23 protein-coding genes and 1 tRNA gene are annotated in these 25298 nt (G+C 64.9%); 13 read left to right on the top strand and 11 right to left on the bottom strand.

Going from position 1 to position 25298, the window contains the following annotated elements:
• Nucleotides 1-3: 3 nt before the first annotated feature.
• From DESUT3_RS04840 to DESUT3_RS04830, 3 genes are read left to right on the top strand one after another with little or no spacing between them, the layout of a single operon-like run.
• Entirely contained in the window at nt 4-1017 is a 1014-nt protein-coding gene (locus DESUT3_RS04840; RefSeq protein ID WP_221251324.1) for a branched-chain amino acid ABC transporter permease, read from the top strand.
• Nucleotides 1018-1040: 23 nt separating this feature from the next.
• Nucleotides 1041-1808 (top strand): ABC transporter ATP-binding protein, encoded by a 768-nt coding sequence (locus tag DESUT3_RS04835; RefSeq protein ID WP_221251323.1) that lies wholly within the window; start codon nt 1041-1043, stop codon nt 1806-1808.
• Nucleotides 1808-2533, top strand: a complete 726-nt coding sequence (locus tag DESUT3_RS04830; protein ID WP_318835988.1) for an ABC transporter ATP-binding protein — start codon at nt 1808-1810, stop codon at nt 2531-2533. Before DESUT3_RS04835 ends, DESUT3_RS04830 begins: the two co-directional genes overlap by 1 nt.
• Before the next feature lie 83 nt (nt 2534-2616).
• Here the strand turns inward: DESUT3_RS04830 and DESUT3_RS04825 are convergent, their stop codons facing one another.
• Both DESUT3_RS04825 and rhtB read right to left on the bottom strand, forming a co-directional pair.
• Nucleotides 2617-2814, bottom strand: coding sequence for a GSU3473 family protein (locus DESUT3_RS04825; RefSeq protein ID WP_221251322.1), 198 nt, complete (start codon nt 2812-2814; stop codon nt 2617-2619).
• 91 nt (nt 2815-2905) lie between these two features.
• Nucleotides 2906-3526, bottom strand: coding sequence for a homoserine/homoserine lactone efflux protein (gene rhtB, locus DESUT3_RS04820; RefSeq protein WP_221251321.1), 621 nt, complete (start codon nt 3524-3526; stop codon nt 2906-2908).
• A gap of 474 nt (nt 3527-4000) precedes the next feature.
• Between rhtB and DESUT3_RS04815 the strand changes: the two genes are divergently transcribed.
• Nucleotides 4001-4906 carry a DMT family transporter gene (locus tag DESUT3_RS04815; protein WP_225911628.1) on the top strand — a complete coding sequence of 302 codons (906 nt, stop codon included), beginning with the start codon at nt 4001-4003 and terminating at the stop codon, nt 4904-4906.
• Between the two features lie 2 nt (nt 4907-4908).
• Here the strand turns inward: DESUT3_RS04815 and ilvB are convergent, their stop codons facing one another.
• Entirely contained in the window at nt 4909-6591 is a 1683-nt protein-coding gene (ilvB, locus tag DESUT3_RS04810) for a biosynthetic-type acetolactate synthase large subunit (protein ID WP_221251320.1), read from the bottom strand.
• 353 nt (nt 6592-6944) lie between these two features.
• On the opposite strand from ilvB, the gene DESUT3_RS04805 reads away from it, so the two are divergent.
• From DESUT3_RS04805 to tpx, 3 genes are all read left to right on the top strand, one after another.
• The gene (locus DESUT3_RS04805) at nt 6945-8039 is read left to right on the top strand and encodes a radical SAM/SPASM domain-containing protein (protein ID WP_221251319.1); all 1095 of its coding nucleotides are present in this window, start codon (nt 6945-6947) and stop codon (nt 8037-8039) included.
• Between the two features lie 57 nt (nt 8040-8096).
• Nucleotides 8097-9278: a GAF domain-containing protein gene (locus DESUT3_RS04800; RefSeq protein WP_221251318.1), complete on the top strand. Its 1182-nt coding sequence runs from the start codon at nt 8097-8099 to the stop codon at nt 9276-9278.
• A 77-nt stretch (nt 9279-9355) separates the two neighbouring features.
• On the top strand, nt 9356-9982 hold the full coding sequence (gene tpx / locus DESUT3_RS04795; RefSeq protein ID WP_221251317.1) for a thiol peroxidase: 627 nt from the start codon (nt 9356-9358) through the stop codon (nt 9980-9982).
• Between the two features lie 120 nt (nt 9983-10102).
• On the opposite strand, the gene rocF is transcribed toward tpx, so the two are convergent.
• The 3 genes from rocF to DESUT3_RS04780 all read right to left on the bottom strand — a co-directional run bounded on the left by rocF (nt 10103) and on the right by DESUT3_RS04780 (nt 12381).
• A complete protein-coding gene (gene rocF / locus DESUT3_RS04790) occupies nt 10103-10993 on the bottom strand; it encodes an arginase (protein ID WP_221251316.1) in 891 nt (296 codons plus the stop codon).
• 25 nt (nt 10994-11018) lie between these two features.
• Nucleotides 11019-12116 (bottom strand): ornithine cyclodeaminase family domain, encoded by a 1098-nt coding sequence (locus DESUT3_RS04785; RefSeq protein ID WP_221251315.1) that lies wholly within the window; start codon nt 12114-12116, stop codon nt 11019-11021.
• A 190-nt stretch (nt 12117-12306) separates the two neighbouring features.
• Nucleotides 12307-12381 (bottom strand) — tRNA-Val (locus DESUT3_RS04780).
• 180 nt (nt 12382-12561) lie between these two features.
• Here DESUT3_RS04780 and DESUT3_RS04775 point away from each other — a divergent pair.
• The 3 genes from DESUT3_RS04775 to DESUT3_RS04765 are packed head-to-tail and all read left to right on the top strand — an operon-like array spanning nt 12562 to nt 16611.
• Nucleotides 12562-14721, top strand: coding sequence for a 3'-5' exonuclease (locus tag DESUT3_RS04775; protein WP_221251314.1), 2160 nt, complete (start codon nt 12562-12564; stop codon nt 14719-14721).
• A 43-nt stretch (nt 14722-14764) separates the two neighbouring features.
• Complete coding sequence (locus DESUT3_RS04770) at nt 14765-15817, top strand: methyltransferase domain-containing protein (protein WP_221251313.1); 1053 nt, start codon at nt 14765-14767, stop codon at nt 15815-15817.
• A gap of 20 nt (nt 15818-15837) precedes the next feature.
• The gene (locus DESUT3_RS04765; RefSeq protein ID WP_221251312.1) at nt 15838-16611 is read left to right on the top strand and encodes an AMP nucleosidase; all 774 of its coding nucleotides are present in this window, start codon (nt 15838-15840) and stop codon (nt 16609-16611) included.
• Here DESUT3_RS04765 and DESUT3_RS04760 read toward each other — a convergent pair.
• From DESUT3_RS04760 to DESUT3_RS04745, 4 genes are all read right to left on the bottom strand, one after another.
• Nucleotides 16601-16798 carry a YwbE family protein gene (locus tag DESUT3_RS04760; protein WP_221251311.1) on the bottom strand — a complete coding sequence of 66 codons (198 nt, stop codon included), beginning with the start codon at nt 16796-16798 and terminating at the stop codon, nt 16601-16603. The genes DESUT3_RS04765 and DESUT3_RS04760 overlap by 11 nt on opposite strands.
• Nucleotides 16799-16811: 13 nt before the next feature.
• Complete coding sequence (locus DESUT3_RS04755) at nt 16812-18446, bottom strand: ABC-F family ATP-binding cassette domain-containing protein (RefSeq protein ID WP_221251310.1); 1635 nt, start codon at nt 18444-18446, stop codon at nt 16812-16814.
• Nucleotides 18447-18681: 235 nt separating this feature from the next.
• Entirely contained in the window at nt 18682-19164 is a 483-nt protein-coding gene (locus tag DESUT3_RS04750; protein WP_221251309.1) for a GreA/GreB family elongation factor, read from the bottom strand.
• Nucleotides 19165-19255: 91 nt separating this feature from the next.
• The gene (locus tag DESUT3_RS04745) at nt 19256-20236 is read right to left on the bottom strand and encodes a serine/threonine protein kinase (protein WP_221251308.1); all 981 of its coding nucleotides are present in this window, start codon (nt 20234-20236) and stop codon (nt 19256-19258) included.
• Nucleotides 20237-20434: 198 nt separating this feature from the next.
• Here DESUT3_RS04745 and DESUT3_RS04740 point away from each other — a divergent pair, with 198 nt between their 5' ends.
• Nucleotides 20435-21148: a spermidine synthase gene (locus DESUT3_RS04740; RefSeq protein ID WP_221251307.1), complete on the top strand. Its 714-nt coding sequence runs from the start codon at nt 20435-20437 to the stop codon at nt 21146-21148.
• Nucleotides 21149-21322: 174 nt separating this feature from the next.
• Nucleotides 21323-22144, top strand: coding sequence for a DUF3014 domain-containing protein (locus DESUT3_RS04735; RefSeq protein WP_221251306.1), 822 nt, complete (start codon nt 21323-21325; stop codon nt 22142-22144).
• A gap of 28 nt (nt 22145-22172) precedes the next feature.
• Here DESUT3_RS04735 and DESUT3_RS04730 read toward each other — a convergent pair whose 3' ends face one another.
• Nucleotides 22173-23414, bottom strand: a complete 1242-nt coding sequence (locus tag DESUT3_RS04730) for a hypothetical protein (RefSeq protein ID WP_221251305.1) — start codon at nt 23412-23414, stop codon at nt 22173-22175.
• A gap of 215 nt (nt 23415-23629) precedes the next feature.
• Here DESUT3_RS04730 and pgi point away from each other — a divergent pair, with 215 nt between their 5' ends.
• Entirely contained in the window at nt 23630-25270 is a 1641-nt protein-coding gene (pgi, locus tag DESUT3_RS04725; protein ID WP_221251304.1) for a glucose-6-phosphate isomerase, read from the top strand.
• Nucleotides 25271-25298 lie beyond the last annotated feature (28 nt).

The following is a 25298-nucleotide window of genomic DNA, read 5'->3' as shown; positions in this document are numbered from 1 at the left end:
TCTATGCAGAAATACACCATCCCCGCCATTCTTGCCGCAGCCTTCTTCTCCTTCAGCTACGCGGCCCACGAGGAGTTGATCGGCCTCTACGCCCTCTCGGTGCTGATGTTCATGGGGGTCAACATCATCCTCTCCACCAGCCTCAACCTGGTCAATGGCTACATGGGCGAGTTCTCCTGCGGCCACGCCGGCTTCATGGCGGTGGGCGCCTACGTCTCCTCGGTGCTGGGCGTGCTGCTGTTCGCCAAGGACCGGGTCTTCGGCGAGCCGCTGCTTTCCCCCGACCTGGCGATCTACGGCTTTCCGCTGGTCATCCTGGCCGGCGGGGCGGCCGCGGCCCTGGCCGGGCTGCTGGTCGCCTTCCCCTCCTTCAAGACCCGCGGCGACTACCTGGCGATCATCACCATCGCCGCCAACTACATCGTCATCAGCGCGATAGAGAACATGGGGGTGATCGGCGGCGCCCGCGGCTTCATGGGGATGAAGGGGGTGGTGCGGGCCATGGAGGATGTCGCCTATCTGCCCTGGATGCCCATGTGGGTGTTCATCTTCACCGTGTTCTGCGTCTTCGTGCTGCGCCGCTTCGTCTCCTCCACCTACGGCAAGGGGGTCTCGGCCATCTGCCAGGACGAGGTCGCCGCCGAGATCATGAGCGTCAACACCAACAAGATGAAGATGGTCGCCTTCATGCTCTCCTCGGGGCTGGCGGGGATCGCCGGCGGGCTGTTCGCCCACATCATGGGCTACGTCAACCCCGGCTCCTTCACCATCCTCAAGTCGACCGAGGTGCTGGTCATGGTCTACCTGGGCGGCATGGGTTCGCTCTCCGGATCGGTCCTCTCGGCGGTGCTCTTCACCCTGCTGCTCGAGGCGCTGCGCCCACTGCAGATCATCAAGTGGATCGTCATCCCGCTGCTGCTGATCATCCTCATGCAGTTCCGCCCCGAGGGGATCATGGGCAACCGTGAGCTGCAGCACCTGTTCCCGCGGCTGCGCCGCTTCTACCGGTTCAAGTAAGGCGCGAAGGGAGATCTCAAGGCATGGCGGTACTGGAAATCAAGAACCTGGGCAAGAGCTTCGGCGGGCTGCGCGCCGTCAACAATTTCAACCTCACCCTCGAGGGGGGCGAGCTCTCCGGCCTCATCGGGCCCAACGGGGCCGGCAAGACCACGGTGTTCAACATGATCAGCGGCTTCTACCAGCCGAGCGAGGGGCAGATCCTGATCAACGAGGTCGACACCGCCGGGCGCAAGCCGCACAAGGTCACGGCCCTGGGGGTGGCGCGCACCTTTCAGAACATCCGGCTGTGGAACGAGATGAGCGTGCTCGACAACATCCGCATCTCCCAGCATCACTGGCTGGGCTACGGCGTGGTCGACAGCCTGTGGCGTTCAAAGCGCTACCAGCGCCGGGAAAAGGAGATCGAAGAGTACGCCCACGAGCTGCTCGAGGCGCTGGGACTGGCGGATTTCGCCGATGAACTGCCGCGCAACCTCCCCTACGGCACCCAGCGCAAGCTGGAGATCGCCCGGGCCCTGTCGGTGCGCCCCAAGCTGCTGCTGCTCGACGAGCCGGCCGCCGGGCTCAACTCGCAGGACGTGCTGGAGCTGATCCGCCTGGTGCGCTGGATCCACCAGAAGTTCGAGGTCACGATCCTGATGATTGAGCACCACATGGACGTGATGATGCAGCTCTGCTCACGGATCAAGGTCATCGACTTCGGCGAAACCATCGCCGAAGGTACCCCCGAGGAAATTCGCAATCACCCGGCGGTCATTTCCGCCTATCTTGGAGACGACAATATCTGATGCTGCTCTCGGTTGAAAACCTGGAAGTCAAGTACGGCAACATCCAGGCCCTGCACGGGATCACCTTCCACGTCAAGGAAGGGGAGATCGTCACCCTGATCGGCGCCAACGGGGCCGGCAAGACCACCACCCTCTACAGCATCGCCCGCCTCCCCCCGCCGGAGGCGCCGCGGGTGGTGGGCGGCGAGATCCGCCTGCGCGGCGATTCGATCCTCAAGACGGCGCCCCACGTGATCGTCGACCAGCTCAAGCTGGCGCTGGTCCCCGAAGGAAGGCGCATCTTCGGCAACCTGACGGTCCTGGAGAACCTGGAGCTGGCCACCTACGCCCGCAAGGACGCCGAGGGGATCAAGCTGGACTACCAGAAGGTCTTCGACCTATTCCCCCGCCTCGCCGAACGAAAGAAGCAGCGCTCCGAATCGCTCAGCGGCGGCGAACAGCAGATGCTCGCCGTGGGCCGGGCGATCATGACCGGCTGCAACTTCCTGCTGCTCGACGAACCCTCCATGGGCCTGGCGCCGCTGCTCAAGTACGAGATGTTCCGCACGCTGAAAAAGCTCAACCAGGAGGGGCTGACCCTGCTGCTGGTCGAGCAGAACGCCAACCTCGCCCTGCACCTGGCGCACCGCGGCTACGTGCTCGACACCGGGACCATCGTCGCCGAGGGGACCGGGGAGCAGCTGCTCGGCAACCCCGAGGTGAAAAAGGCCTACCTGGGCGGTTAGCGGAAGCCGGAGATTTCCCCCAGAACGACGAAAGCCGGGCCCTTGGGCCCGGCTTTCGCTGTTTTGTTTCCGCTATCATCCGCTCAGGGGAAGCGCTTCCAGCCGCGCCGCTCCTCGCCGTGGTAGAAGGGGCTGCGCCGCTTGCGCACCGCATCGCTGCCGACCGCGACCCAGCCGTCGGTGCGCCGGAAGTGGGTGATCTCTTCCGATTCGATCATCCGGGTCAGCAGATCGGTGGGGACCTTCTTGAACGTGCCGTCCTTCAACCTGACAAGAATCATCTTCCCCTCCTCCTTGAGCAGCAGACTTCTAGACTTAAACTAAACCAGATTCATTGCCGGATGCAACGGTGAAGCCCCCGACTCTGCGACCTCAGGACTTGACCGAGGCCAGCAGGGCGCCGGCGCCGACGAAAAGCCCGCCGAAAATGCGGTTCTGGATGCGCATGTGGCGACGGCTGCTGAGCAGTTGCCGCAGGGACGAGGCCAGCGAAGCATAACCGAACATGACCAGGATATCGACCCCGACCAGGGTCAGGCCGAGAATGAAAAACTGCATCAGCTGGGGCCGGGCCGGGTCGATGAACTGGGGAAACAGCGCCACCAGGAACACCAGGGCCTTGGGGTTGGTCAGGTTGACCAGGGCGGCCTGGTTGAACATTTTCCAGGCGCTGGCCTCGCCGGCCTGTCCCCGGCTGATTTCCACCGTCCCCTGGTCGGTCCATTTGCGGTACCCCAGGTAGACCAGGTAGGCCGCACCGGCCCATTTAAGCACGGTGAAGGCCGTGACCGAGGAGGCCACCAGGGCCCCCAGGCCGAACCCGACCAGCAGGATATCCAGGGCCAGCCCCGCCTGCAGCCCGAAGATGGCCGGAATGCTCCGGCGCACGCCGACGCGGATGCTGGTGCTCATGGTGTTGACCGCACCGGCGCCCGGCGAAACGCTCAGGATGACCACGGCCAGAAAATAGCTCAGCCAGACTTCGATGCTCATCGCACCCTCCCTTTCATGCGCCGCGGATGACCGCCCCGAGCCGCGCCAAATCATTGCATCCTAGCCCAGAAGCCGAAAAACCGCAACAGCAAGCGATCCCGCCGACAAAACGAAACGGTTCTTGACCGGGGTCAAGGACCACTCCAACCCGATTGGCTATGCTTTTCGGCAAGATCGGCTGACCCAAGGGAGAGACCCGCCATGACCACTTCGGAAATCGTACTGACCGCGACCATTTGGACCCTGACCCTCGCCGGGTGCTTTTTCGGCCTGAGGGGAGCGAAAAGACGCAGGGACCAGAAGCGGGGCCCCGGCAAAAAAAGCTAGGCAGGTCGCCGCCGGGAACGGGTTTCCAGCATTGGTTCCGGCGCGATGTAGAATTCGCTGGCAGTTTTTGGCGGACGGGGGTATTTTTACGCCCCGCGGGTTGATGTGCATAAACCCGATTCGGCAAAACTGTACGGGGGATTCGCGGTGCGCAAACTACATTCGGACTGGCTGCCGGTCGCCAGCCTGATATTCGCCATGCTGCTCTGGGCCAGTTCCTTCGTCGCCCTGAAGCTGGCCTTCCAGAGCTACCACCCGATGGTGGTCATCTTCGGCCGCATGCTGGTGGCCAGTCTCTGCTTCCTGGTCCTCATCCCCAGCTTCCGCAAGATCCGCTTCCGGCGGCCGGATTTCAAGTTCCTGCTGATCATGGCGGTCTGCGAGCCCTGCCTCTATTTCATCTTCGAAGCCAAGGCCCTGACCAACACCACCGCCTCCCAGGCCGGGATGATCACCGCCATGCTGCCGCTGCTGGTGGCCGTGGTGGCCTGGGCCGCGCTCAAGGAAAAGGTCACCCGCCAGACCCTCTCGGGGTTTACCCTGGCAATCGTCGGCGCCTGCTGGCTCAGCCTGGGCGGGGAAAGCAGCGACTACGCCCCCAACCCGCTGCTCGGCAATTTCTACGAGTTTCTGGCCATGGTCTGCGCCGCCGGCTACACCGTCACCCTCAAGCACCTCAGCGCCAACTACCCGCCGCTGTTTCTGACCGCCATCCAGGCCTTCATCGGCAGCCTGTTCTTCTTTCCCTTCCTGCTGCTGCCCGCGGTGCCCCTGCCGACGGCCTTCGTCCCCGGCGCGGTCGTCGCCATCATCTACCTGGGGGTGTTCATCACCCTCGGCGCCTACGCCTGCTACAACTTCGCCCTCAGCCGGGTGCCGGCCAGCCAGGCCGCCGGCTACACCAACCTGATCCCCGTGTTCAGCGTGACCCTCGGCATGCTGATGCTCGGCGAGACCCTGACCTTCTCCCAGCTGCTGGCCTGCGGCCTGGTCTTCGGCGGGGTGCTGCTCAGCCAGGGCAGACGGCGGCGCCGCCGGCCCGCAGTCGCCTGAGCCTACCCTTCCCAGTCCTCCGGGGAGAAGATCGCCTCCACCGTCTTTTTGCCCGGCGGAACCATCGGGAAGCTGTAGCAGTCGGGGTGGATGGCCACGTCCACCACCACGGGGCCTGGAATCTCCATGGCCTTGCGCAGGGCCGCCTTGAGCTCGGCTTTCGCTCTGACCCGGATGGCATTGACCCCGAAGCCCTTGGCTACCGTGCAGAAATCGACGCCGCGCCCCAGGCAGGTGGCGGCAAAGCGCTGTTTGAGGAAGACCTTCTGGAACTGACGTACCATGCCGAGTTTGCCGTTGTTGAGGATGATGGTCTTGACCGGGATGTTGTAATGGGAGCAGGTCGCCAGCTCCTGCACGTTCATCTGGAAGGCCCCGTCGCCGTTGATGGCGAAAACCGTGCGCCCGGGGTGGCCGACGGCGGCTCCCATGGCCGCCGGCAGCGCGTAGCCCATGGTGCCGAGTCCGCCGCTGGTGATGTACTGGCGCGGTCCGGCGAAACCGAAGTAGTTCGCCGTCCACATCTGCGAGAGCCCGACGTCCGAAGCGACCACCGGCGCCTCGCCGGCCACCTCGCGGATCGCCTCCATGATCTCGTGGGGGACCAGGTCGGGCCGCTCGGGGCGCGGCAGGGGCGCTTCGCGCTGCCAGGTGTGGATCTGCTCGAGCCAGTCCTTGTGCTCGGCGGGCTTGATCAGTTCGAGCAGCCCCGCCAGGGCCTGCTTGGCGTCGCTGACGATGGGCAGCTCGACGGTGACGTTCTTGCGGATGCTCGAAGGGTCGATGTCGATGTGGATGATGCGCGCCTTGGGGGCGAAGGTGTCGACCCGCCCGGTGACCCGGTCGTCGAAGCGGGCGCCGACGGCGATCAGGCAGTCGCACTCATGCACCGCCAGGTTGGCGTAGTAGGCGCCGTACATGCCGAGCATGCCGATCGAGTGGGGCGAAGCGGCGTCCATGGCGCCGATGGCCATCAGGGTGTGGGTCACCGGGATGTCCCCCTTCTCGGCGAGGGCCCGCAGCTCGTTCACGGCATCGGCCATGATGATGCCGCCGCCGGCGTAAATCAGGGGTCGCTTGGCCTTGTTGATGATCTCGGCGGCCCGTTTCAGTTGCTTCTGGTTGAGGGTCGGCAGCTCCTGGTAGCCGCGGCGGGTGACTTTTTCCGGGATCTCCATGTCCATTTTTGCGGCCAATACGTCGCTGGGCAGGTCGACCAGCACCGGCCCGGGGCGCCGGGTGCGGGCGATATAGAAGGCCTCGCGGATGATGCGCGCCAGGTCCTTGACGTCGGTGACGATGTAGTTGTGCTTGGTGATCGGCCGGGTGATGCCGGCCATGTCCGCTTCCTGGAAGGCGTCGTTGCCGATGTCGGCGGTGGTCACCTGGCAGGTCAGGGCGACCATCGGCACCGAATCCATGTAGGCGGTGGCGATCCCGGTCACCAGGTTGGTCGCCCCCGGCCCCGAGGTGGTCAGGCAGACCCCGACCTTGCCGGTGGTGCGGGCGTAGCCGTCGGCGGCGTGGGCCGCCCCCTGCTCGTGGCGCACCAGGTAGTGGCGGATATCCTGGTCATCCATCAGCGCGTCGTGCACCAGCAGGGTGCGCGCCCCCGGGTAGCCGAAAATGGTGTCCACCCCCTCGCGCTTGAGGCATTCCAATAAAATCTGCGCTCCGTTTTTCATGATCTCTCCTCCCCGTGAGCTGGTTGAAAATGCGAAAGGCCGCGGGGTTCATCCGCGGCCTTTTGTCGTTATTGGCAAAAGGAGCGCGGGTTCTGCCCGCGCTCCCTGAATTCGCTGTCGAATCATGGTAGCGGCGAGCCGTCAGGGTACGACGACTACGACTACCAGAAGCAGGTTGATTATTTGCCGAAAAGCTCGAAACATCGTTTTATCTCCGTGACATAGAAGATAGCCAACCCGCTCTTTGCTGTCAAGCGCAAATTTAACCAAAAATGATTCACCCCGCAGCCCTTGCCTTTGCCGGGAAAATCAGCCATTCTGCTTACCCACACCCTGCTGTCCGCCGAGGCACCATGCCCCCGACACCGGTTCGCCCCAACCCGCTGGTCTGCACGAGTCCCTTCGAATGGTGTGAAATCCATCCGGGCGGCCAGGTGTTTCTTTGCTGCCCGGCCTGGTTGAGGGCCCCCGTCGGCAACCTGCTCGCCGAGCCGCTCGAACGGGTCTGGAACGGCCCGGCGGCGGTGGAAATCCGCAAGACCATCCTCAACGGCTCCTTCCACCGCTGCAGTCCCCGACGCTGCCCGCGGCTGGCGACCTCAAGCGCTCCGGTACGGCCCCGTGACGCCCTGGTTCCGGGGGAGTGCGCCGAGGCCATCCACCGGGGCCTGTCGGTGCTCCCCTTCGGGCCGGCGAAACTCAACCTCTGCTACGATCGCAGCTGCAACCTGGCCTGTCCGAGCTGCCGCGAGGATTTTCACTCGGCCTCCGGCGAAGAGCGCAGCCGCGCCGAGGCGCTCACCCGGCGCATCATCGCCGAGGCTTCCCACTCGGTGCGGGAAATCACCCTCAGCGGCTACGGCGACCCCTTTGCCAGCCCGGCCTACCGGGACCTGCTTGCCCAGCTCGGCCCCAGGTTGTTTCCCCGGCTGCAGGAAATCCGCCTGCACACCAACGGCCAGCTCTGGAACCGCCGGACCTGGGAATCGCTGCCGCAGCTGCATCCGCTGGTGCGCCGCGCCGAGGTCTCTGTCGACGCCGCCACCCCGAGCACCTACGCCCGCAACCGCCGCGGCGGGGATTTCTCCCGCCTCCTGGACAACCTGGAGTTTCTGCGGAGCCTGCCGATCGACCTCAAGCTGAGCTTTGTCGTGCAGCGGAACAATTTTCGGGAAATGCCCCTCTTCGTCGCGCTGGCCCAAGGCCTGGGCTGCCGGGCCTATTTCAGCCGGCTGGTCAACTGGGGGACGTTTTCCCGCGGAGAATATCTGCGGCGTGCGGTGCACCTGCCCGGGCACCCGGAACATGGCGAGTTTCTCGCCGGGCTGGTCAAGCTCACCGCAGCACCCGGGGTCGACCTGGGCAACCTGGCCGGTTTGCTGCCTGGCGGGGCCCGCTGCGAGGCCGCGGATCCAGAAATTGCCAAAAGCAATAAAACAACGTTATGATATATTTGATTTGCCGCGCAACCCTGGCGCCTCAGCAACCTCCATCAAGGTGAAACCATGCCCCAGACCCATACCCAGGAATTCTTCCGCGCCTTTTTCGAAGCCGCCCAGGCGGTCCTTTCCACCTCATCCCTGGAGGAGATTCTCCAGGCCCTGGTCCGCGAGGCGGTGGAGGCTCTCGAGGTCAAGGCCGGCAGCCTGCGCCTGGTCGACGAACAGGGCCATCGCCTGGAGTTGGCCGCCGCTTATCGGCTGAGCGACCGCTACCTGAACAAGGGCCCCCTCGATTCGGACCGCAGCATGCCCGAGGTTCTGCAGGGCAAGGCGGTCCACATCCGCGACGCCTTCCGCGACCCACGCATCCAGTACCAGGCGGAGCTGCGCGAGGAGGGCCTGAACACCCTGCTGTCGGTTCCGGTTACCGCCCGCGACAAGGTCATCGGAGTGCTGCGCCTGTACACCGCCGAGCCCAGGGATTTCAGCAGCGAGGAGATCGAATTCGCCTCGGCGCTGGCCGAAATGGGCGGGTTGGCCATCGCCAACGCCCGCATCTACCGGGATGCCGGGGTGCAGCTTTCCAGCCTGCTGCAGCAGACCGGCATCGAGCTGCCGCAGCAGCACATCGAGCCGACCCAGGCTTTCAAATGCTTTTCCTTCGCCCCCATCGACCCTGCCCGCAGCCTGGAACTGTTCCGGACCCTGCACGAGATCACCCGGGCGATCCTCTCCACCCTCGATTCGCGCGAGGTCATGGCCCTGATCATCGAGCGGGTGCTGATCGTCATGAAGGTCAAGGGGTGCGCCATCCGCCTGATCAACCAGACGACCCACGAACTCGAGCTGCTGGCCGCCCGGGGGTTGAGCGAACAGTTCCTGGACAAGGGGCCGCTGCATGCCGAACAGAGCATCAGGGAAAACCTCGAGGGGAGCCCGGTGCTGGTGGAGGACGCCTGCAGCGACCCGCGTATCGAATACCCCGAGGAGATGGCCCGCGAAGGGATCGCCTCGCTGCTCTCGCTGCCCATCATCGCCCAGCGCCGGGTGATCGGGCTGCTGCGTCTCTACACCGGCGCGCCGCGCCAATTCAGCCAGGACGAGGTCGCCTTTCTCTCGGCCCTGGCCGAGATCGCCGGGGTGGCGATCATGAACGCCCGGCTCTACGAGGAAACCCGCTACGACCTCTCCTTCTGGACGGCCACCCTGGGCTACCTGAAAGGCCAGGACGGCCCCCGGGGGTGAGGGGGATGGTAAAATTTTGAAGATCGGGCGATTCGGGGTAGAATTGATGTCATTCCACAACAAGGAGGATTCTACCCATGAAAGTCAAACAGCTGCTCGCGGTGTTCGCCGGCCTGGCAGCCCTGTGGCTGACCGGGTGCGCCAGCAGCGCGCCGGTCATTCCCGTCGACACCCGCTCGGTCAACCCCGGCGAAACCGTCACCCGCGGCGGGACCCTGAGCCTGAACCTGCTCGGCACCCCCCTCAAAGTGGGGGAGAAGCTCCCCTCGGTCCCCCTGGTCGACTCGAACCTCAACAGCGTCGACCTGGCCGACATGCAGGGCTCGGTGCTGCTGATGAGCATCGTACCGTCGCTCGACACCCAGGTTTGCGAGCGGCAGACGCACATCCTCGGTGAAGCCGCCGGCAAACTCCCGCCGGCCATCAGACGGGTCACCATCAGCCGTGACCTCCCCTTCGCCCAGGCACGCTTCGCCGAGGAAACCGGGTTCAAGGACATCCTCTACCTGTCGGATTTCCAGAAGGCCGACTTCGGCCAATCGAGCGGGCTGCTGGTGGACCAGATCTACCTGCTGGCGCGCTCGGTGGTCCTGGTCGACAAAAAGGGGACGATACGCTACATCCAGGTGGTCCCGGAGCTGTCCCATTTGCCGGATATGGCAACGGCCTTCGCCAAGGCCGCGGAACTGGCCAAAGAGCCGTAATGAGAAAACAACCGTAGGGGCGGCCCCAGGTGGCCGCCCAGGGCAGGCACACAGGCCTGCCCCTACCACCAAAGACAGCAAAGGGCGGGTCCTAAGGGGCCCGCCCTTTGCTTTAGGTGGCTAGAGGATGCGTTTGCCGAACAGCGAGGCGGCCAGCGCCACGGCGATCTGCGCGGTCTGGTTGCGATCATCGAGAATCGGGTTGATCTCGACGATGTCCAGGGAGGCGACCCGCCGCGTGTCGGCGAGGATCTCCATCACCAGCTGCGCCTCCCGGTACGTCAGCCCCCCCGGTGAGGGGGTGCCGACGCCCGGGGCCTCGTGGGGCTCGAGGGCGTCCACGTCCAGGCTGACGTGCAGCCGCTGCCGATGGCCGAGCTTTTTCAAGGCCTCCTTCAGCACCACGGCCATCCCCCGCTCGTCGATATCGCGCATGGTGAACACGCCAATGCCGCTCTGTTTCAGCCGGGACCTCTCCGCCGGGTCCAGATCGCGAATGCCGATCAGCACCACGTCTCCGGGCACCAGCTTGGCTCCCGGGCGCCCGACATCCACCAGTTCGGGGAACCCCTCTCCGAGCAACACGGCCAGCGGCATGCCGTGGATGTTGCCCGAGTCGGAGGTCTGGGGGGTATTGAAATCGCCGTGGGCGTCGATCCAGATGACCCCGGCGGGGGCGCTGTGGGTTACCCCGCCGATGGAGCCGATGGCGATGGAATGGTCCCCCCCGAGAAACACCGGGATGGCGCCCTGCTCGAGCGCCTCGCGGCCCGAGCGGTAGGTGGCTTCACAGACCTGGCGGATCGCCGGCAGATAGTTCTGCTCCTGCTGGTCGGCCAGGGAGTCGCGCACCGGGACCGGCAGGTTACCACGGTCGTGCACCTGGTAGCCGAGCCTTGCCAGCCGCCCCAGAAGCCCGGCGTAGCGGATGGCGCCGGGGCCCATGTCGACCCCGCGGTGCAACTGGCCGAGGTCCATCGGCACGCCGATGATCTGCACCTGCCCTTTCATCCGCCGCTCCTCCCCTGCCCCAGGCTCAGGGCTTTTTCAGGTTGTTCCAGAGATTGACGATGAAATCCTGCACGTTGGTCAGCACGGCTATGGCCTGGGCCGAGCCGCGGTTGGCCAGTTTGTCGGCGCTGAACTCGGTCATGTCGACGATGTAGAAGAAGACCGGCCGCACCCTGCCGTCTTCCAGCACCCGGTAGCTCGGCACCATGTTGCCGAAGGCGATGGAGTGCAGCTGGGTCGCCAGGGCCATCACCGTGGTCGCCTTGCGGGCGTGCACGCGCATGGCATCCTGGGCCCGGTAGACATCGGCGATCACCTCGGGCAGCGGGCCGTCATCGCGGATCGAACCGGCCAGCACATAGGGGATCTTCTGCGTTTCACAGGCATAGATGATGCCGTCGCGGATCCCCAGCTCGGCGATCGCCTGGCGGGTGGAGCCGGCGCGGCGCACCTCGTTGAGGATGTCCAGGTGATTGTAGTGGCCCAGCGGCTGCAGGGCCTGGGAGTAGATGTTCTGCCCCAGACCGGTGCGGAAATACCCCGCCTCAAGGTCGTGGGTGGCCAGGGCGTTGCCGGCCAGCAGGGCGTGACAATAGCCGTTTTCGATGAGCCCCTGCATGGCGTCGCGGCTGTCCTTGTCGAAGGCCACCGCCGGTCCCAGCACCCAGACGATGTTGCCCTGGTCGCGATCATGCCGCAGCACCTGGTAGAGCTCGTCGTAGGAGCGGGAGAAGGGAGTCTCGCGGGTGCCCCGGGTGCGGAAGGTGAACTTGTCCGCCGCCGCGCTGGCCGCAGAGGTGAAACCGCTGGTGTGGACGTAGATCCCCTCCTCGCCGTTTTCGGTGCGGCCGACCACCACCGGGTCGCCCCGCTTCACCCGTCGGGCCTCGACCACCTCGAGGGTTTCACCGCGCAGCACCAGAACGCTATCCATGCGGCTTTCTCCGGCTAGAATCCATCTGCCCGCCCCGAGGTGCACATATTCGGGGTGGTTGGAGGTGCCGTGAAAATTTTGCGGGACCACGCCGTCCAGGGGGGCGGGCTCCACTTTGACCACGGGGGCCTCGGCAAATTCGGGGCGGGCGAAGTCGGGGGGATTGTACTCGGGGATGAGCGAATTCATGGTCTCTCCTGGGGTGGTTGGAGATCGCCGGACTGGGCTCTGAGGAAACAATACCAGATCCTGCATCCCAGGAAAGGGGCGCGGGGTGTCCCGGAACGGACTGCCGAAAAAAAAAAGACCGGAGCGGCCGTTGCGGCCGATCCGGTCTCTGCATTTATCCTGCGCGCGGTTGTCCATCCCCGGGGAGGGATGGTAGGCACGGGCGGGATTGAACCGCCGACCCCTACCGTGTCAAGGTAGTGCTCTCCCACTGAGCTACGTGCCTGCAACCCTTGCGAGCTGCTCTTTTAATAGAAAAGCCGACGTCTGTCAACCGTTTTGTTGAAAAAACGCCCGCGGGCCGCCAGGGGATGGACGCACCGCGGAAATTGGCATATGATGAGAACCGATAATTTTCAACCTGTTCCATCCCCCGGCCCGCGCTGGCCCGGGACCCGCGGAATGCATGAGACCATCGCTGAAATACTGGATTTTTCTCCTCGCCATCGTCAACCTGATCTTCGGGGTGATCCTGGCCAGCGTTCTGGGTTCCTGGTTCAGCCTGGAGCTTGAGGAGCAGCTCTACGTCCAGGCGCTCGCCGAGAAGCTGCTGCCGTTTCCGCTGCTGGGCGCGGTGGTGCTGGTGATGGCCATCGGCAGCCTGGTGAGCCTGCTGTTTCATTACTACATCATCCCGATTCTTCAGCTGGCGGAAAAAACGCGGCTGATCTCCTCGGTCAACCCCGAGTACCGCATCAAGCCCAGGGGCGCCAAGGAGTTGATCTACCTCACCGAGGTGATCAACGAGTCGGCCGAAGCCTTTCTCCGGCTGCAGACCGAAGTGGATCTGAAGATCCGCTCGGCCCGGGCCGACCTGACCGAGGAGCGCAACCGTCTGGCCGCCCTGATGTCCGAACTGCCGGGCGGGGTGGTGGTCTGCAATACCGACGGGCAGATCCTGCTCTACAACCCCCAGGCCCAGCAGCTGCTGAGCCCCGTCGAGCGCAGCGGTTATGCCGAATCCCAGCCCGGGGGGCTGATCGGTCTGGGGCGCTCGGTGTTCGGCATCCTCGACCGCGACCCCATCGTCCACGGCCTGGAGATGCTCCAGCAGGCGGTGGAGAAGGGGCAGAGCAAACCGGTCTCCGGGTTCATGACCGCCCTGCACGGGGGCCGCTGCCTGCGGGTCAGCATGGCCCCGGTTTTCGGCACCCGTGACGAGCGCCGGCAGATATCGGGCTTTGTCCTGTCGGTCGAGGATATGACCCGGCAGATCGAGGCCGACACCCGCCGCGACATGCTCATCCAGTCCCTGACCGACGACCTGCAGACCGCCATCGGCGAGATCCGCGAGTCGATCTCCACCATCCTCACCGATCCCGAACTGAAGCCCGAGCAGCTGCGCCTGTACCGGCTCAACATCGACCGGGCCTCCCGCTCGCTGCAGCAGCACCTGGCCCAGGCCCGGGAAAACTACGCCCGCCACCTGCAGGCCCTGAGCCGGGTGGAGGACGTGCTGGCCGAGAACCTGCTGCAGATCATCCAGCGCAACATCACGGCGCGCTTTGCCATCGAGGTCGACTGCCAGGCCGAGGAGGGGCTGTGGCTGAAACTGGACAGCTACTCCATCGTCCAGGCCATCTCCCACCTGGGGGGACTGCTGAAACCACAGCAGAACCTGGTGAAGATGCAGCTGCGCCTCTCGCGCTGCGCCCCCGGCAAGGCCGCCCTGACCATCTCCTGGCCGGGCTGCGAAGTCAGCCGGCAGCTGCTCGGCAACTGGGAGAATTCACCGCTGATCACCAACGTCCAGGGGCAGATCCTCAGTTTCTGCGAAGTGGTGGCCAAGCATGGCGGGTCGCTGGGGATCGAGCCGCCCGGCGGCGTCTCCTGTCACCAGGTACGCATCGAACTGCCCGCCCCGGCGCCGGAGGAGGAGCGGATCGAGCTGCGCGCCCCGGCCGGACAGCGACCGATCTATTACGAATTCGACCTGTTTCACCAGCCAGGCTGGCAGAAGCTCGGCCCGCAATCCCTGCGCAAGCTGGCCTACCTGGTCTTCGATACCGAGACCACCGGCCTGAACCCCTCCGAGGGGGACGAGATCATCCAGATCGGGGCTATCCGCATCGTCAACAACCGCCTGCTCCACCACGAGACCATCGACCAGCTGGTCGATCCACGCCGGCCGGTCCCCGCGCAGTCGGTGGCCATCCACGGCATCCAGCCCGAGCTGCTGGTGGGCCAGCCGACCATCGACCAGGTGCTGCCCCGGTTCCACCAGTTTGCCGAAGGCTCGGTGCTGGTGGCCCACAACGCCGCCTTCGACATGAAGTTCCTGCAGCTGAAGCAGGAGCAGGCTGGGGTGCGCTTCGACCAGCCGGTGCTCGACACGCTGCTGCTCTCCTCGGTGATCCACCCCAACCTCGAGAGCCATTCCCTCGATGGCATCGCCGAGCGGCTCAACGTCAAGATCGTCGGCCGCCACACCGCCCTGGGGGATGCCATCGTCACCGCCGAGGTGCTGCTCAAGCTGATCCCCCTGCTCGAAGCCAAGGGGATCCGCACCCTGGAGGACGCCGTGCGGGCCTCGGCCGCCTCCCAATTCGCCAAGATGAAATTCTGACGGGCCCCCGGCCCCGAAAAACCTGATTCAGGAGATACCGACCATGGACAACCGCGAAACCACCCTCGCCGCCGTTAAGCAGTACTACGGCCAGACCCTCAAGAGCCAGAAGGACCTCAAGACCAGCGCCTGCTGCAGCACCGAGGCCATGCCCCGGGCCCACCGCGAGATCCTCGCCCAGATCGAGGGGGAAATCCTCGACCGCTTCTACGGCTGCGGCTCGCCCATCCCCGAGGCGATCGAGGGGCTGACGGTGCTCGACCTGGGGTGCGGCACCGGCCGCGACGTCTACCTGCTCTCCAAGCTGGTCGGGCCCAAGGGGCGGGTGATCGGCATCGACATGACCGACGAGCAGCTCGAGGTCGCCCGCCGCCACATGGCGCGGCAGACCAGCCGCTTCGGCTTCGCCGAGCCCAACGTCGAATTCGTCCAGGGCTACATCGAGGACCTGGCCAGCGCCGGCATCGCCGATAACTCCATCGACCTGGTGGTCTCCAACTGCGTCATCAATCTCTCCCCGGCCAAGGAGCGGGTCTTCGCCGAGATCTTCCGGGTGCTCAAGCCCGGCGGGGAGCTCTATTTCTCCGACGTCTTCGCCGGCCGGCGCATCCCCGAGGATCTGCGCCGCGACCCGGTGCTACACGGCGAGTGCCTGGCCGGCGCCCTCTACACCGAGGACTTCCGCCGGCTGCTCGCCGGCTTGGGCTGCCCCGACTACCGCAAGGTCTCCAGCCGCCGCATCGCCCTCAACAACCAGGCCCTGGAGCGCAAGGCCGGGATGATCGACTTCTACTCCGTCACCGTGCGCGCCTTCAAGCTCGCGAGCCTCGAAGACATCTGCGAAGACTACGGCCAGGTCGCCACCTACCTGGGGAGCATCCCCGACGCGCCCCACGGCTTCGCCCTGGACGGCCACCACTTCTTCGTCACCGGCAAGCCGATGCTGGTCTGCGGCAACACCGCCGACATGCTCGGCGGCACCCGCTTCGCCCCGCACTTTCGCGTCGACGGCGACCGTTCGGTGCATTTCGGGCCCTTCGACTGTTCCCCCTGCCCTCCCGCCGGCGAAGCCTCCGGCGGCGGCTCCTGCTGCTGACCCGAACCCGCGGAGGACCTATGGCCGACCGACAGCAGATCGCCCGAAACTGGCTGCCGCGCTACACGGGGATGCCCCTGGAGCGCTTCGGCGACTACATCCTGCTCACCAACTTCGACAACTACGTGCGCAGCTTCGCCGAGCAGTTCGGCTGCGATGTCTACGGGGAGAACCGCCCCATGCAGGCCGCCACCAACAACCACGGGTTGAGCATCATCAACTTCGGCATCGGCTCGGCCAACGCCGCCACCATCATGGACCTGCTGATCGCCCGCAAACCCAAGGGGGTGCTCTACCTCGGCAAGTGCGGCGGTCTGAAGAAAGCCACCGAAATCGGCCATTTCATCCTGCCCATCGCCGCCATCCGCGGCGATGGGACCAGCAACGACTACTTCCCCCCGGAGGTCCCCGCCCTCCCCTCCTTCAAGCTGCACAAGTTCGTCTCGGAAAAGATCGCCCAGCACGGCCACGAGTACCGCACCGGGGTGGTCTACACCACCAACCGGCGGCTCTGGGAGCACGACCAGGCCTTTCTCGCCCGCCTGCAGCAGATGACCTGCATCGGCATCGAGATGGAGACGGCGACCATCTTCATCGTCGGCCACTACAACGAGATCGCCCGCGGCGCCCTGTTGCTGGTTTCCGACGTGCCGCTGACCCCCGAGGGGGTCAAGACCGAGGAGTCGGACGACCTGGTCACCCGGCGCTGGACCGAGACCCACCTGCGCATCGGCATCGAGGCGATGACCGAGATCGGCGGCAAGGGCGAAAAGATCAAACACTTCAAGTACTGATAAGCGCCTGCACCCGGCCGACCTGGCCGTCCTCGAGCCGCACCTTGATCCCCCGCGAGTGATAGGGGGCACTGGTGAGGATGTCCTTGACGACCCCCTCGGTCAGTTTGCCGCTGCGCTGATCCTTTTTCAGCACCACGGCCACCGCCAGGCCGGGGTGGATGTCTTTTCGCTGCTGTCCGAACACCGATTAAATCCTCCTAAAGCTTCAGTTCGCCGTGCCCCTGGTAAAGCTCATCGCGCTGCCGGGCGACCTCGGGGTTCTCCAGGTATTCTTCGAAGTTCATCACCCGGTCGATCACCCCGCCCGGGGTCAGTTCGACGATGCGGTTGGCCACGGTGGAGACGAACTGGTGGTCGTGGGAGGCGAACAGCACCACCTCGGAAAAGGCGATCAGCCCGTTGTTCAGCGCGGTGATCGATTCCAGGTCGAGGTGGTTGGTCGGCTCGTCGAGCACCAGGGCGTTGGCGCCGGTGAGCATCATGCGCGCCAGCATGCAGCGCACCCGCTCGCCGCCCGAGAGGACCCGGGTCTTCTTGGTCGCCTCGTCCCCCGAGAAGAGCATCCGCCCGAGAAAACCCCGGGCGAAACTCTCACCGTCGCAGGGGGGGAACTGGCAGAGCCACTCGATGAGGTTCAGCTCGTTGTCGAAATAGGCGCTGTTCTCCTTGGGGAAGTAGGCGTTGGTGATGGTCACCCCCCAGCGGAAACTGCCGGCATCGGGCTCGAGTTCCCCGGCGAGGATCTGGAACAGGGTGGTCTTGGCCAGGCTGTTGCCGCCGACGAAGGCGATCTTGTCCCCCTTGTTGACGATCAGATCGAAATTCTTCAGCACCTCGACGCCGTCGACGGTTTTACTCAGCCCCTTGACCTCGAGGATGATGTCGCCGCAGGCGCGCTCGGGCTTGAAGACCACGAAGGGGTACTTGCGCGAGGAGACCGGCATCTCCTCGACGGTCAGCTTTTCGAGCAGCTTTTTGCGCGAGGTCGCCTGCTTGGCCTTGGAGGCGTTGGAGGAGAAGCGCTGGATGAATTCCTTGAGTTCGCTGGCCTTGTCGGCGATCTTGCGGTTCTCATCCTGCTTCTGCTTAAGGGTAAGCTGGCTGGCCTGGTACCAGAAGTCGTAGTTGCCGACGTAGACCGTGATCTTGCCGAAATCGATGTCGGCGACATGGGTGCAGACCTGGTTGAGAAAATGCCGGTCGTGGGAGACCACGATGACCGTGTTGGGGAAGCGGTAGAGAAACTCCTCGAGCCAGGTGATGGATTTGAGATCGAGGTGGTTGGTCGGCTCGTCGAGCAGCAGCACGTCGGGATTGCCGAACAGCGCCTGGGCGAGCAGCACCCGCACCTTGTCCCCGGCCTCGAGCTCCTTCATCTTCTTGTGGCGCAGCTCTTCGGGGATGCCCAGGCCGTTGAGCAGCACCGCCGCCTCCGACTCGGCCTCGTAGCCGTTCATCTCGGCGAATTCGGCCTCCAGCTCCCCGGAGCGGATGCCGTCTTCCTCGGTGAACTCCCCCTTGGAGTAGATCGCCTCGCGTTCGGCCATCACCTCGTAAAGCCGGGCGTGCCCCATGATGACCGTGTCGAAGACGCTGTGCTCGTCGAAGGCGAACTGGTCCTGGCGCAGCACCGCGATGCGCTCGCCGGCGCCGACGCTGATCTCGCCCTTGTCCGCCTCGACCTCGCCGGCGAGGATTTTGAGAAAGGTCGATTTTCCGGCGCCGTTGGCGCCGATCAGCCCGTAGCAGTTGCCGGGGCTGAACTTGATGTTGACGTCTTTGAAAATGACCCTCTTGCCGTAGGAGAGGGCCACGTTGGCTGCGCTGATCATGTTCCGTCTTTCCTTTACTTAGAAAAAAATATGGGTGTTCACCGAAAAGCCCCCTCTCCCTCAGGGAGAAGGCCGGGGTGAGGGTTGGTCAGCAAAAAATAAAAACCACAGGGGGCAAGTCCTGTGGTTCAGGTGCGGGTTACTTGTACCACCATTGCCACCGCCACGGCAATGCTTTTTTCCGCGCAATTTCGCGGACAAAGGCGAGTTCATCCCGGGCGGCGGACGGCAGGCCTCAGCAGATGGCGACGATCTCGTACTGCTTCACCGAACCGCCGGCGCGCATCTCCACCTCGTCGCCCAGCCGCTTGCCGATCAGCTCCCGGCCGACCGGCGACTGCGGAGTGATCACCACGATCTCGCGGCCCCCCTCCTTGACCTTCAGACCGCCGGCCTCGGGGCCGATGAATACCATCCGGGTGCCGCCGTCTGCGTCCTCGAGGGTGACCAGGGCGCTCAAGCGGATGGGAGCCTGTTCGGCGAACGCCTTCAGCTCCAGGCCGCGGTAGGCGTCGAGGGCCGCCTTGATTTCCTGGGCGCGGTTGGCCTGGGCCTGGGCGATGTAGGAGGCCTCCAGGCTCAGGGTGGCGTACTTGTTGTCGGGGATGTTCTCCTCGTGGGTGGCGGCCTCGTGGGCGGTTTTCGCCGCCTGGAACAGCACCGCGAGGTCCGCGGCGAGGGTCTCGATGATCAGCTGGAGAATGCGTGCTTTGTTCATAAATCCAAAGACCAGTAATGAGTAATAAGTGATGAGTAACAGGTGAAAGCTTTTTTACTGATTACTTATCACTCATTACTCATCACGCTTTTTAGATATTAAGAGGCGGCTCGTTGAGCGCGGCCAGTTGCTCGCGCAGCTGCAGGATGTGCTCCCCCCAGTAGCGCACGGTGTTGAACCAGGGGAAGTGGTGGGGAAAGGCCGGGTCGTCCCAGCGCCGCGCCAGCCAGGCGCTGTGGTGCAGGATGCGCAGGGCGCGCAGCGCCTCCACCAGGCGCAGCTCGCTGGGGCGAAAGTCGTAGAATTCGTCGTACCCCTCGACGATCTCCGCCAGCTGGGCGCACTGCCGGGAGCGCTCGCCGGAGAGCATCATCCAGAGGTCCTGGATCGCCGGGGCCATGCGCGCGTCGTCGAAATCGACGAAATGGGGGGCGCCGTCGCGCCACAGCACGTTGCCGGCGTGGCAGTCGCCGTGGGTGCGAAGGAAGCTGATCCGCCCGTCGTCCAGCAGTTCGTCGAGGGCCTGCAGCAGGTCGCGGGTCAGCGCGTCGTAGTTGGCCTGGTATTCGGGGAGGATAAAGCGCTCGCTGATCAGCTCGACGCTGGCATGGCCGAAGCTCTGACAATCCAGGCGCGGACGATGGGCGAAGGGGCGGGTCGCCCCGAAGGCATGCAGCCGCCCCAGGGTGCGCCCGAGGATCAGCAGGTTGTCGAGGTTGTCGAACTCGGGGGCGTGCCCCCCCTGGCGGGGAAAGAGGGCGAAGCGAAACCCGCCGAAATGAAACAGGCTCTCCCCCTCGGCGCCGGCCAGGGGGGCGACCACCGGCAGCTCGCGCTCGACCAGCTCGAAACAGAAACGGTGCTCCTCGACGATCTGCTCGTCGCTCCAGCGCCCGGGGCGGTAGAACTTGGCGATCAGCGGCGCGCTCTCCTCCACGCCGACCTGGAAGACGCGGTTCTCGTAGCTGTTGAGGGCGAACACCCGGTGGTCGCAGCGATAGCCGCGGCTTTCCACCGCGTCCATGACGAAACTCGGGGTGAGACTCTGAAAAGGGTGGGCGGTCTGGTTCATCAGGCAAAAACTTTCCGAAAGAGGGATAGGCCGGCGGCCGATCCCCACCATAGCATTTTTGCCGCCCCGGCGTCCAAAACGAAGTGCCGACCCGCCACCGCCGGGGTGCGGCGTTTTTTATCGGCAAACCAGCCGAGATGAGCCATAATGTGATTTTTCAACCGGGGGTTGCTTCCCCCTGCAGCAAAGGATCGACCGATGGCCCTGCCCTGGAAAACCATTCAAAGCGTCCCCACCGCCGAAGGCCTGCTCGAGCTGCGCCAGCGCGGCGAGCGGGACTTTCTGATCACCGTCAACTCCCTGGTGCTGATGAACAGCCTCGCCCACCGCTCGGAGGTGGCCCTCGGCCAGCTCGGCTGCGGCCACCTGAAAAACCACGGCGCCCCCCGGGTGCTGGTCGGCGGCCTGGGGATGGGCTTCACCCTGCGGGCGGTGCTCGACTGCCTGCCGCCCAGCGCCCAGGTGGTGGTCGCCGAGCTCAATCCGGTGGTCCTGGAATGGTGCCGGGGGCCGTTGGCGGGACTCACCGACAACGCGGCGAGCGATCCGCGGGTCTCGGTGGAGATCGTCGACGTCGCCGAGCGGGTGCGCCGTTCGGCCGTCGGGCCGGACGAGCCGGGCTTCGACGCCATCGTCTTCGACCTCTACAAGGGCCCCCACTACCACACCGACCAGCGCAACGATCCGCTCTACGGCAGCAGGGCGATCGCCGCCGTCAAGGCCGCGCTCAGGCCCGGCGGGGTGTTTGCCGTGTGGGGCGAAAACTATGACGAGCGCTTCGACAAGCGGCTGCGCCTGGCCGGCTTCGCCACCAGCAACGAGCGCCCGGGCCGCGGCGGTTTGCGCCACGTGGTGTTCGTCGCCAAGCTCGGCGCCGGGCAGCCGGGCAGAAAACCGCCGCGGCGTCGCTGATCGGGCAAGGGCCCGATATCCTTGGAATTAACCCCGACCCGGGGTGGGTTTGCGGCGGTTGACACCCGGCAAAAGCCCGTTACCCTTTTCACCAGGAGGCGCGTCCTCATCCCCTGATAGGGGAAGACGCGCCGCGCCCCTCTTCCCTCCCGAAACCCGAAGGGTAGCGATGCCATGAAAAAATCACTGTTGGGGATTGTCTTGCTGCTGGCGGCCGCCGCGGCCCTCTACCTGGTCTTCTACCAGCCGCCCGCCCAGGAGCCGACCCAGGCTGTCGGTGTTGCCGAACAGCAGCAGCCGGTCGAACCGACCGAGCCGGCGATCCGCTATCCGGTACCCGAACCCCAGGCTCCGGCGCCGGGCCAGGAGCAGGAGCAAGCGGAGCAGAAGCCGGCACCGCTTCCGGCGCTGCAGCAGAGCGACGAGACGATCCAGGAGACCCTCGCCGGAATGTCTGACGCGAAGGGCCTGGAGGAGTTGTTCGTCCTGAAGAACTTCATCCAGCGCGTGGTAGTCACCATCGACAACCTTCCGCGCCCGACCCTGCCCGTCAAGCAACTGCCGACCAGGCCCCCGGCGGGGAGTTTCATCACCGCCACGGAAGCCGGCGGCGAGGTAATCGGCCCCGACAACCACCGGCGCTACGCCCCCTACGTGAAATTCGCCGAGTCCCTCGACAGCCAGGCCCTGGTGGCGACCTACGTCCACTACTACCCCCTGTTCCAGGAGGCCTACCGGGAGCTCGGCTACCCGAAGGGGTATTTCAACGACCGCCTGATCGAGGTGATCGACCACCTGCTCGAGACCCCGCGGGTCGAGGGGCCGATCCGCCTGGTGCGGCCCAAGATCCTCTACCACTTCGCCGACCCGGCCCTGGAGAGCCTCTCGGCCGGGCAGAAGCTGCTGCTGCGCAGCGGAGCCGACAACGCCGAACGCATCAAAGCCAAGCTCCGGGAAATCCGCCGGGTGCTGGTCACCCGGATCAGCAGCCGTTGAGAAGACGGCCGGGGCCGCTTCTTGGCATTCAGAAAACCTGACTGCCGATGCGGCGGACCAGGGCCTGCGCCGGGGCGAAATCGGCCTGCAGAGCGAGCGCCTTTTCGCAGTCGGCCAGGGCCTGGGTGAAGAGTTTCATTTCGTAGCAGGTCTGCGCTCTGCCCCAGAGCGCATCGAGCTGGGAGGATTTGATGGCCAGCGAACGGTCGTAGTCGGCCAGGGAGCGGTCGAAACGCTTCAGGACCCGAAAGGTCAGAGCGCGGTTGTTGTAGCAGCGGGTGTTTTTGGCGTCGAAATCGATGGCCCGGGAAAAATCCCGGATCGCCCGGCGATAATCGGAACGGGCGAAATGCGCCATCCCCCGGTGGTTGTAGACCAGGGCGCGGATCGGGTCGGCCAGCTTCAGGCGCAGAATCTGCGTGTACAGCTGCACCGCCTGCCCCAACTCGCCGCGGCTGTGGGCATCGAGGGCGGCGAGCATGGCCCGCTCCAGCTTGTGCTGCCCGAGCCTGGAGCCCAGTTCCAGAGACACCGCTGCCTGGCCCTGGTCGCCCGCCGGTTCCGCTCCGGGCATGGAGATGCAGAACGGGGCGCCGAGCTTGGCCTCCAGGCTCTGGCGGCGCTTGCGGTCGCGGTCGCGGATCTCTCTCTGGTAGTCGCGGATTTCCTGGAAAATCAGATCCGACAGGGTGAGGGTGGCGTTCAGGGAAGCCAGCTTGCGCTTGACCGACTCGTTGGGCAGGGAAATGTCCGATTTGTAGATGAGTTCGTGCTCCACCTCGGCCCAGGCGTCCTGCAGAATAGTGCGCAGCTGGACCTCGGCCACCGCCGCCGAATGGGGCAGGGTTTCGCCGAGCAGTTCCCGGTCGAGACGGATCAGCAGGTGCACCGAGTCGTAGCCGAACTCGCGGAAGGAGTGGCGGGCCCCCTTGCGCTCCAGTTCCACCACCTCGAAATTCTTGACCAGCAACCCCTCGACGGTCTCCAGGTCTTCCAGAAACGGGCAGATGATGCGCAGGCCGAGCAGGTCGCTCAGCGCCTGGGGTTTGCCCCCCTGGTCGAACCGCCCGAGTTTTTCAAAGTAATTCTCAAACCGCTTGACCCTGTATTTGATGTTCGGGCTGTGACCGTGCCGCTCCAGGCAGGCGCGAATCTCCCGGAGTACCGCCTGCAGAGCCGCTTCGTAGGCGGGGCGCAGGGATTCGTAGATCGATTTGAGCCGCTGGCGGTCCAGGGAACCCGGCGACGTTGTCTTTTCAGGATGTCGCATCGACCCACCCCCTCCCGACAAGAAACGGCAAACCCTGCCGTCCCATATGGCAAACATCCTATAGAGTACCAGAAGATAGCGGTTTCTTCCGGGTCTTTTTCACCGAAGAGCTGTTTTGCGACCTTGCGCTTGGCGGGTCAAGAAACTTGCCCATCCCGGTCTGGGCAGTATACTTTTGGATCTTATTGCCAACACCCGCAATGGAGGAGCATTCCATGACCCCACTGACCCGGTTGCCGGCCTGGCAGGCCCTGCAGACCCACTACCAGCAGGTCGTCGAGCTGCACATGCGCGAGCTTTTTCAGGCCGACCCCGAGCGGTTCGAGTGTTTTTCCCTGCGGTTGAACGATATTCTCTTCGACTATTCCAAGAATCGCATCACCGCGGACACCATGGGGCTACTGCTCGAGCTGGCCAGGCAGAGCGGGGTGGAGCGAAAACGCCAAGGGATGTTCGCCGGCGAGAAGATCAACGCCAGCGAGCAGCGGGCGGTGCTCCACGTGGCGCTGCGCAACCGCTCCAACCGGCCGATCCGGGTCGAGGGCGAGGATGTCATGCCCGGGGTCAACGCGGTGCTGGCGAAGATGCGGACCTTTTCCGAGCGGGTGCGCAGCGGCGCCTGGCTCGGCTTTACCGGCAAGCCGATCAGTGACGTGGTCAACATCGGCATCGGCGGCTCGGACCTCGGCCCGCTGATGGTCACCGAAGCCCTCAAGCCCTACGGCCGGGGTGGGCTGCGGGTGCATTTCGTCTCCAACGTCGACGGCACCCACATCGCCGAAACCCTGCGGCCGCTCAATCCCGAAACCACCCTGTTTCTGATCGCCTCGAAGACCTTCACCACTCAGGAGACCATGGCCAACGCCGAGTCGGCCAAGCGCTGGCTGCTCGAGGCGGCCGGGGCGCCGCAGCAGGTGGCCAAACACTTCGTCGCCATCTCCACCAACGCCGAAAAGGTCATCGCCTTCGGTATCGATGGGCAGAACATGTTCGAGTTCTGGGACTGGGTGGGAGGGCGCTATTCGCTGTGGTCGGCCATCGGCCTGTCCATCGCCCTATACATCGGCATGGACAACTTCGAAGAACTGCTGGCCGGGGCCCACGCGGCCGACGAGCATTTCCGCAGCGCGCCGCTGGAGGGCAATATCCCGGTGGTCATGGCCCTGCTGGGGATCTGGTACAACAACTTCTTCGGCGCCCAGAGCCACGCCATCCTCCCCTACGACCAGTATCTGCACCGCTTCCCCGCCTACTTCCAGCAGGGGGACATGGAGAGCAACGGCAAGCGGGTCACCCTGGAGGGCACCCCGGTCGACTACTCCACCGGGCCGATCCTCTGGGGCGAACCAGGGACCAACGGCCAACACGCCTTCTACCAGCTGATGCACCAGGGGACCAAGCTGGTGCCGGCGGATTTTCTGGCCCCCGTCGAGAGCCACAACCCCATCGGCGAACACCACCGGCTGCTGCTCTCGAACTTCTTCGCCCAGCCCGAGGCGCTGATGAAGGGCAAGACCGAGGCCGAGGCCCGCCGGGAGCTGGAGGCCGCCGGCCTCGACGCCCGCGAGGTCGCCGCCCTGCTGCCCCACAAGGTGTTCCCCGGCAACCGGCCGAGCAACAGCATCCTCTTCAAGAAACTGACGCCGAAAACCCTGGGCACGCTGATCGCCCTCTACGAGCACAAAATCTTCGTCCAGGGGGCAATCTGGAACGTCAACTCCTTCGACCAGTGGGGGGTAGAGCTCGGCAAGCAGCTGGCCAAGACCATCCTGCCCGAGCTCGAGGGGCAGACCGAGATCAGCGGCCACGACTGCTCGACCAACGGGCTGATCAACTACTACAAAGCCACCCGGTAGTTGGCTCGAGTCGCCGTTTTTTCCCCCT

Origin of the sequence: Desulfuromonas versatilis, assembly GCF_019704135.1 — a bacterium.
In the GTDB taxonomy this organism is placed as follows: Bacteria; Desulfobacterota; Desulfuromonadia; order Desulfuromonadales; family NIT-T3; genus Desulfuromonas_A; species Desulfuromonas_A versatilis.
The sequence above is the reverse complement of the archived record's forward strand: the minus strand, read 5'-3'. Positions and strand labels throughout refer to the sequence as shown.

Bases quoted from the DNA above. Each gene is read 5' to 3' on its own strand.
- DESUT3_RS04785 (WP_221251315.1), bottom strand. From the start codon at position 12,116: ATGAATTCGCTCATCCCCGAGTACAATCCCCCCGACTTCGCCCGCCCC.
- DESUT3_RS04740 (WP_221251307.1), top strand. From the start codon at position 20,435: ATGGCCCTGCCCTGGAAAACCATTCAAAGCGTCCCCACCGCCGAAGGC.
- DESUT3_RS04825 (WP_221251322.1), bottom strand. From the start codon at position 2,814: ATGATTCTTGTCAGGTTGAAGGACGGCACGTTCAAGAAGGTCCCCACC.
- tpx (WP_221251317.1), top strand. From the start codon at position 9,356: ATGAAAGTCAAACAGCTGCTCGCGGTGTTCGCCGGCCTGGCAGCCCTG.
- DESUT3_RS04835 (WP_221251323.1), top strand. From the start codon at position 1,041: ATGGCGGTACTGGAAATCAAGAACCTGGGCAAGAGCTTCGGCGGGCTG.
- ilvB (WP_221251320.1), bottom strand. From the start codon at position 6,591: ATGAAAAACGGAGCGCAGATTTTATTGGAATGCCTCAAGCGCGAGGGG.
- DESUT3_RS04840 (WP_221251324.1), top strand. From the start codon at position 4: ATGCAGAAATACACCATCCCCGCCATTCTTGCCGCAGCCTTCTTCTCC.
- DESUT3_RS04775 (WP_221251314.1), top strand. From the start codon at position 12,562: ATGAGACCATCGCTGAAATACTGGATTTTTCTCCTCGCCATCGTCAAC.
- DESUT3_RS04830 (WP_318835988.1), top strand. From the start codon at position 1,808: ATGCTGCTCTCGGTTGAAAACCTGGAAGTCAAGTACGGCAACATCCAG.
- DESUT3_RS04745 (WP_221251308.1), bottom strand. From the start codon at position 20,236: ATGAACCAGACCGCCCACCCTTTTCAGAGTCTCACCCCGAGTTTCGTC.
- DESUT3_RS04735 (WP_221251306.1), top strand. From the start codon at position 21,323: ATGAAAAAATCACTGTTGGGGATTGTCTTGCTGCTGGCGGCCGCCGCG.
- DESUT3_RS04750 (WP_221251309.1), bottom strand. From the start codon at position 19,164: ATGAACAAAGCACGCATTCTCCAGCTGATCATCGAGACCCTCGCCGCG.
- rocF (WP_221251316.1), bottom strand. From the start codon at position 10,993: ATGAAAGGGCAGGTGCAGATCATCGGCGTGCCGATGGACCTCGGCCAG.
- DESUT3_RS04765 (WP_221251312.1), top strand. From the start codon at position 15,838: ATGGCCGACCGACAGCAGATCGCCCGAAACTGGCTGCCGCGCTACACG.
- DESUT3_RS04770 (WP_221251313.1), top strand. From the start codon at position 14,765: ATGGACAACCGCGAAACCACCCTCGCCGCCGTTAAGCAGTACTACGGC.
- rhtB (WP_221251321.1), bottom strand. From the start codon at position 3,526: ATGAGCATCGAAGTCTGGCTGAGCTATTTTCTGGCCGTGGTCATCCTG.
- DESUT3_RS04800 (WP_221251318.1), top strand. From the start codon at position 8,097: ATGCCCCAGACCCATACCCAGGAATTCTTCCGCGCCTTTTTCGAAGCC.
- DESUT3_RS04805 (WP_221251319.1), top strand. From the start codon at position 6,945: ATGCCCCCGACACCGGTTCGCCCCAACCCGCTGGTCTGCACGAGTCCC.
- DESUT3_RS04755 (WP_221251310.1), bottom strand. From the start codon at position 18,446: ATGATCAGCGCAGCCAACGTGGCCCTCTCCTACGGCAAGAGGGTCATT.
- DESUT3_RS04730 (WP_221251305.1), bottom strand. From the start codon at position 23,414: ATGCGACATCCTGAAAAGACAACGTCGCCGGGTTCCCTGGACCGCCAG.
- pgi (WP_221251304.1), top strand. From the start codon at position 23,630: ATGACCCCACTGACCCGGTTGCCGGCCTGGCAGGCCCTGCAGACCCAC.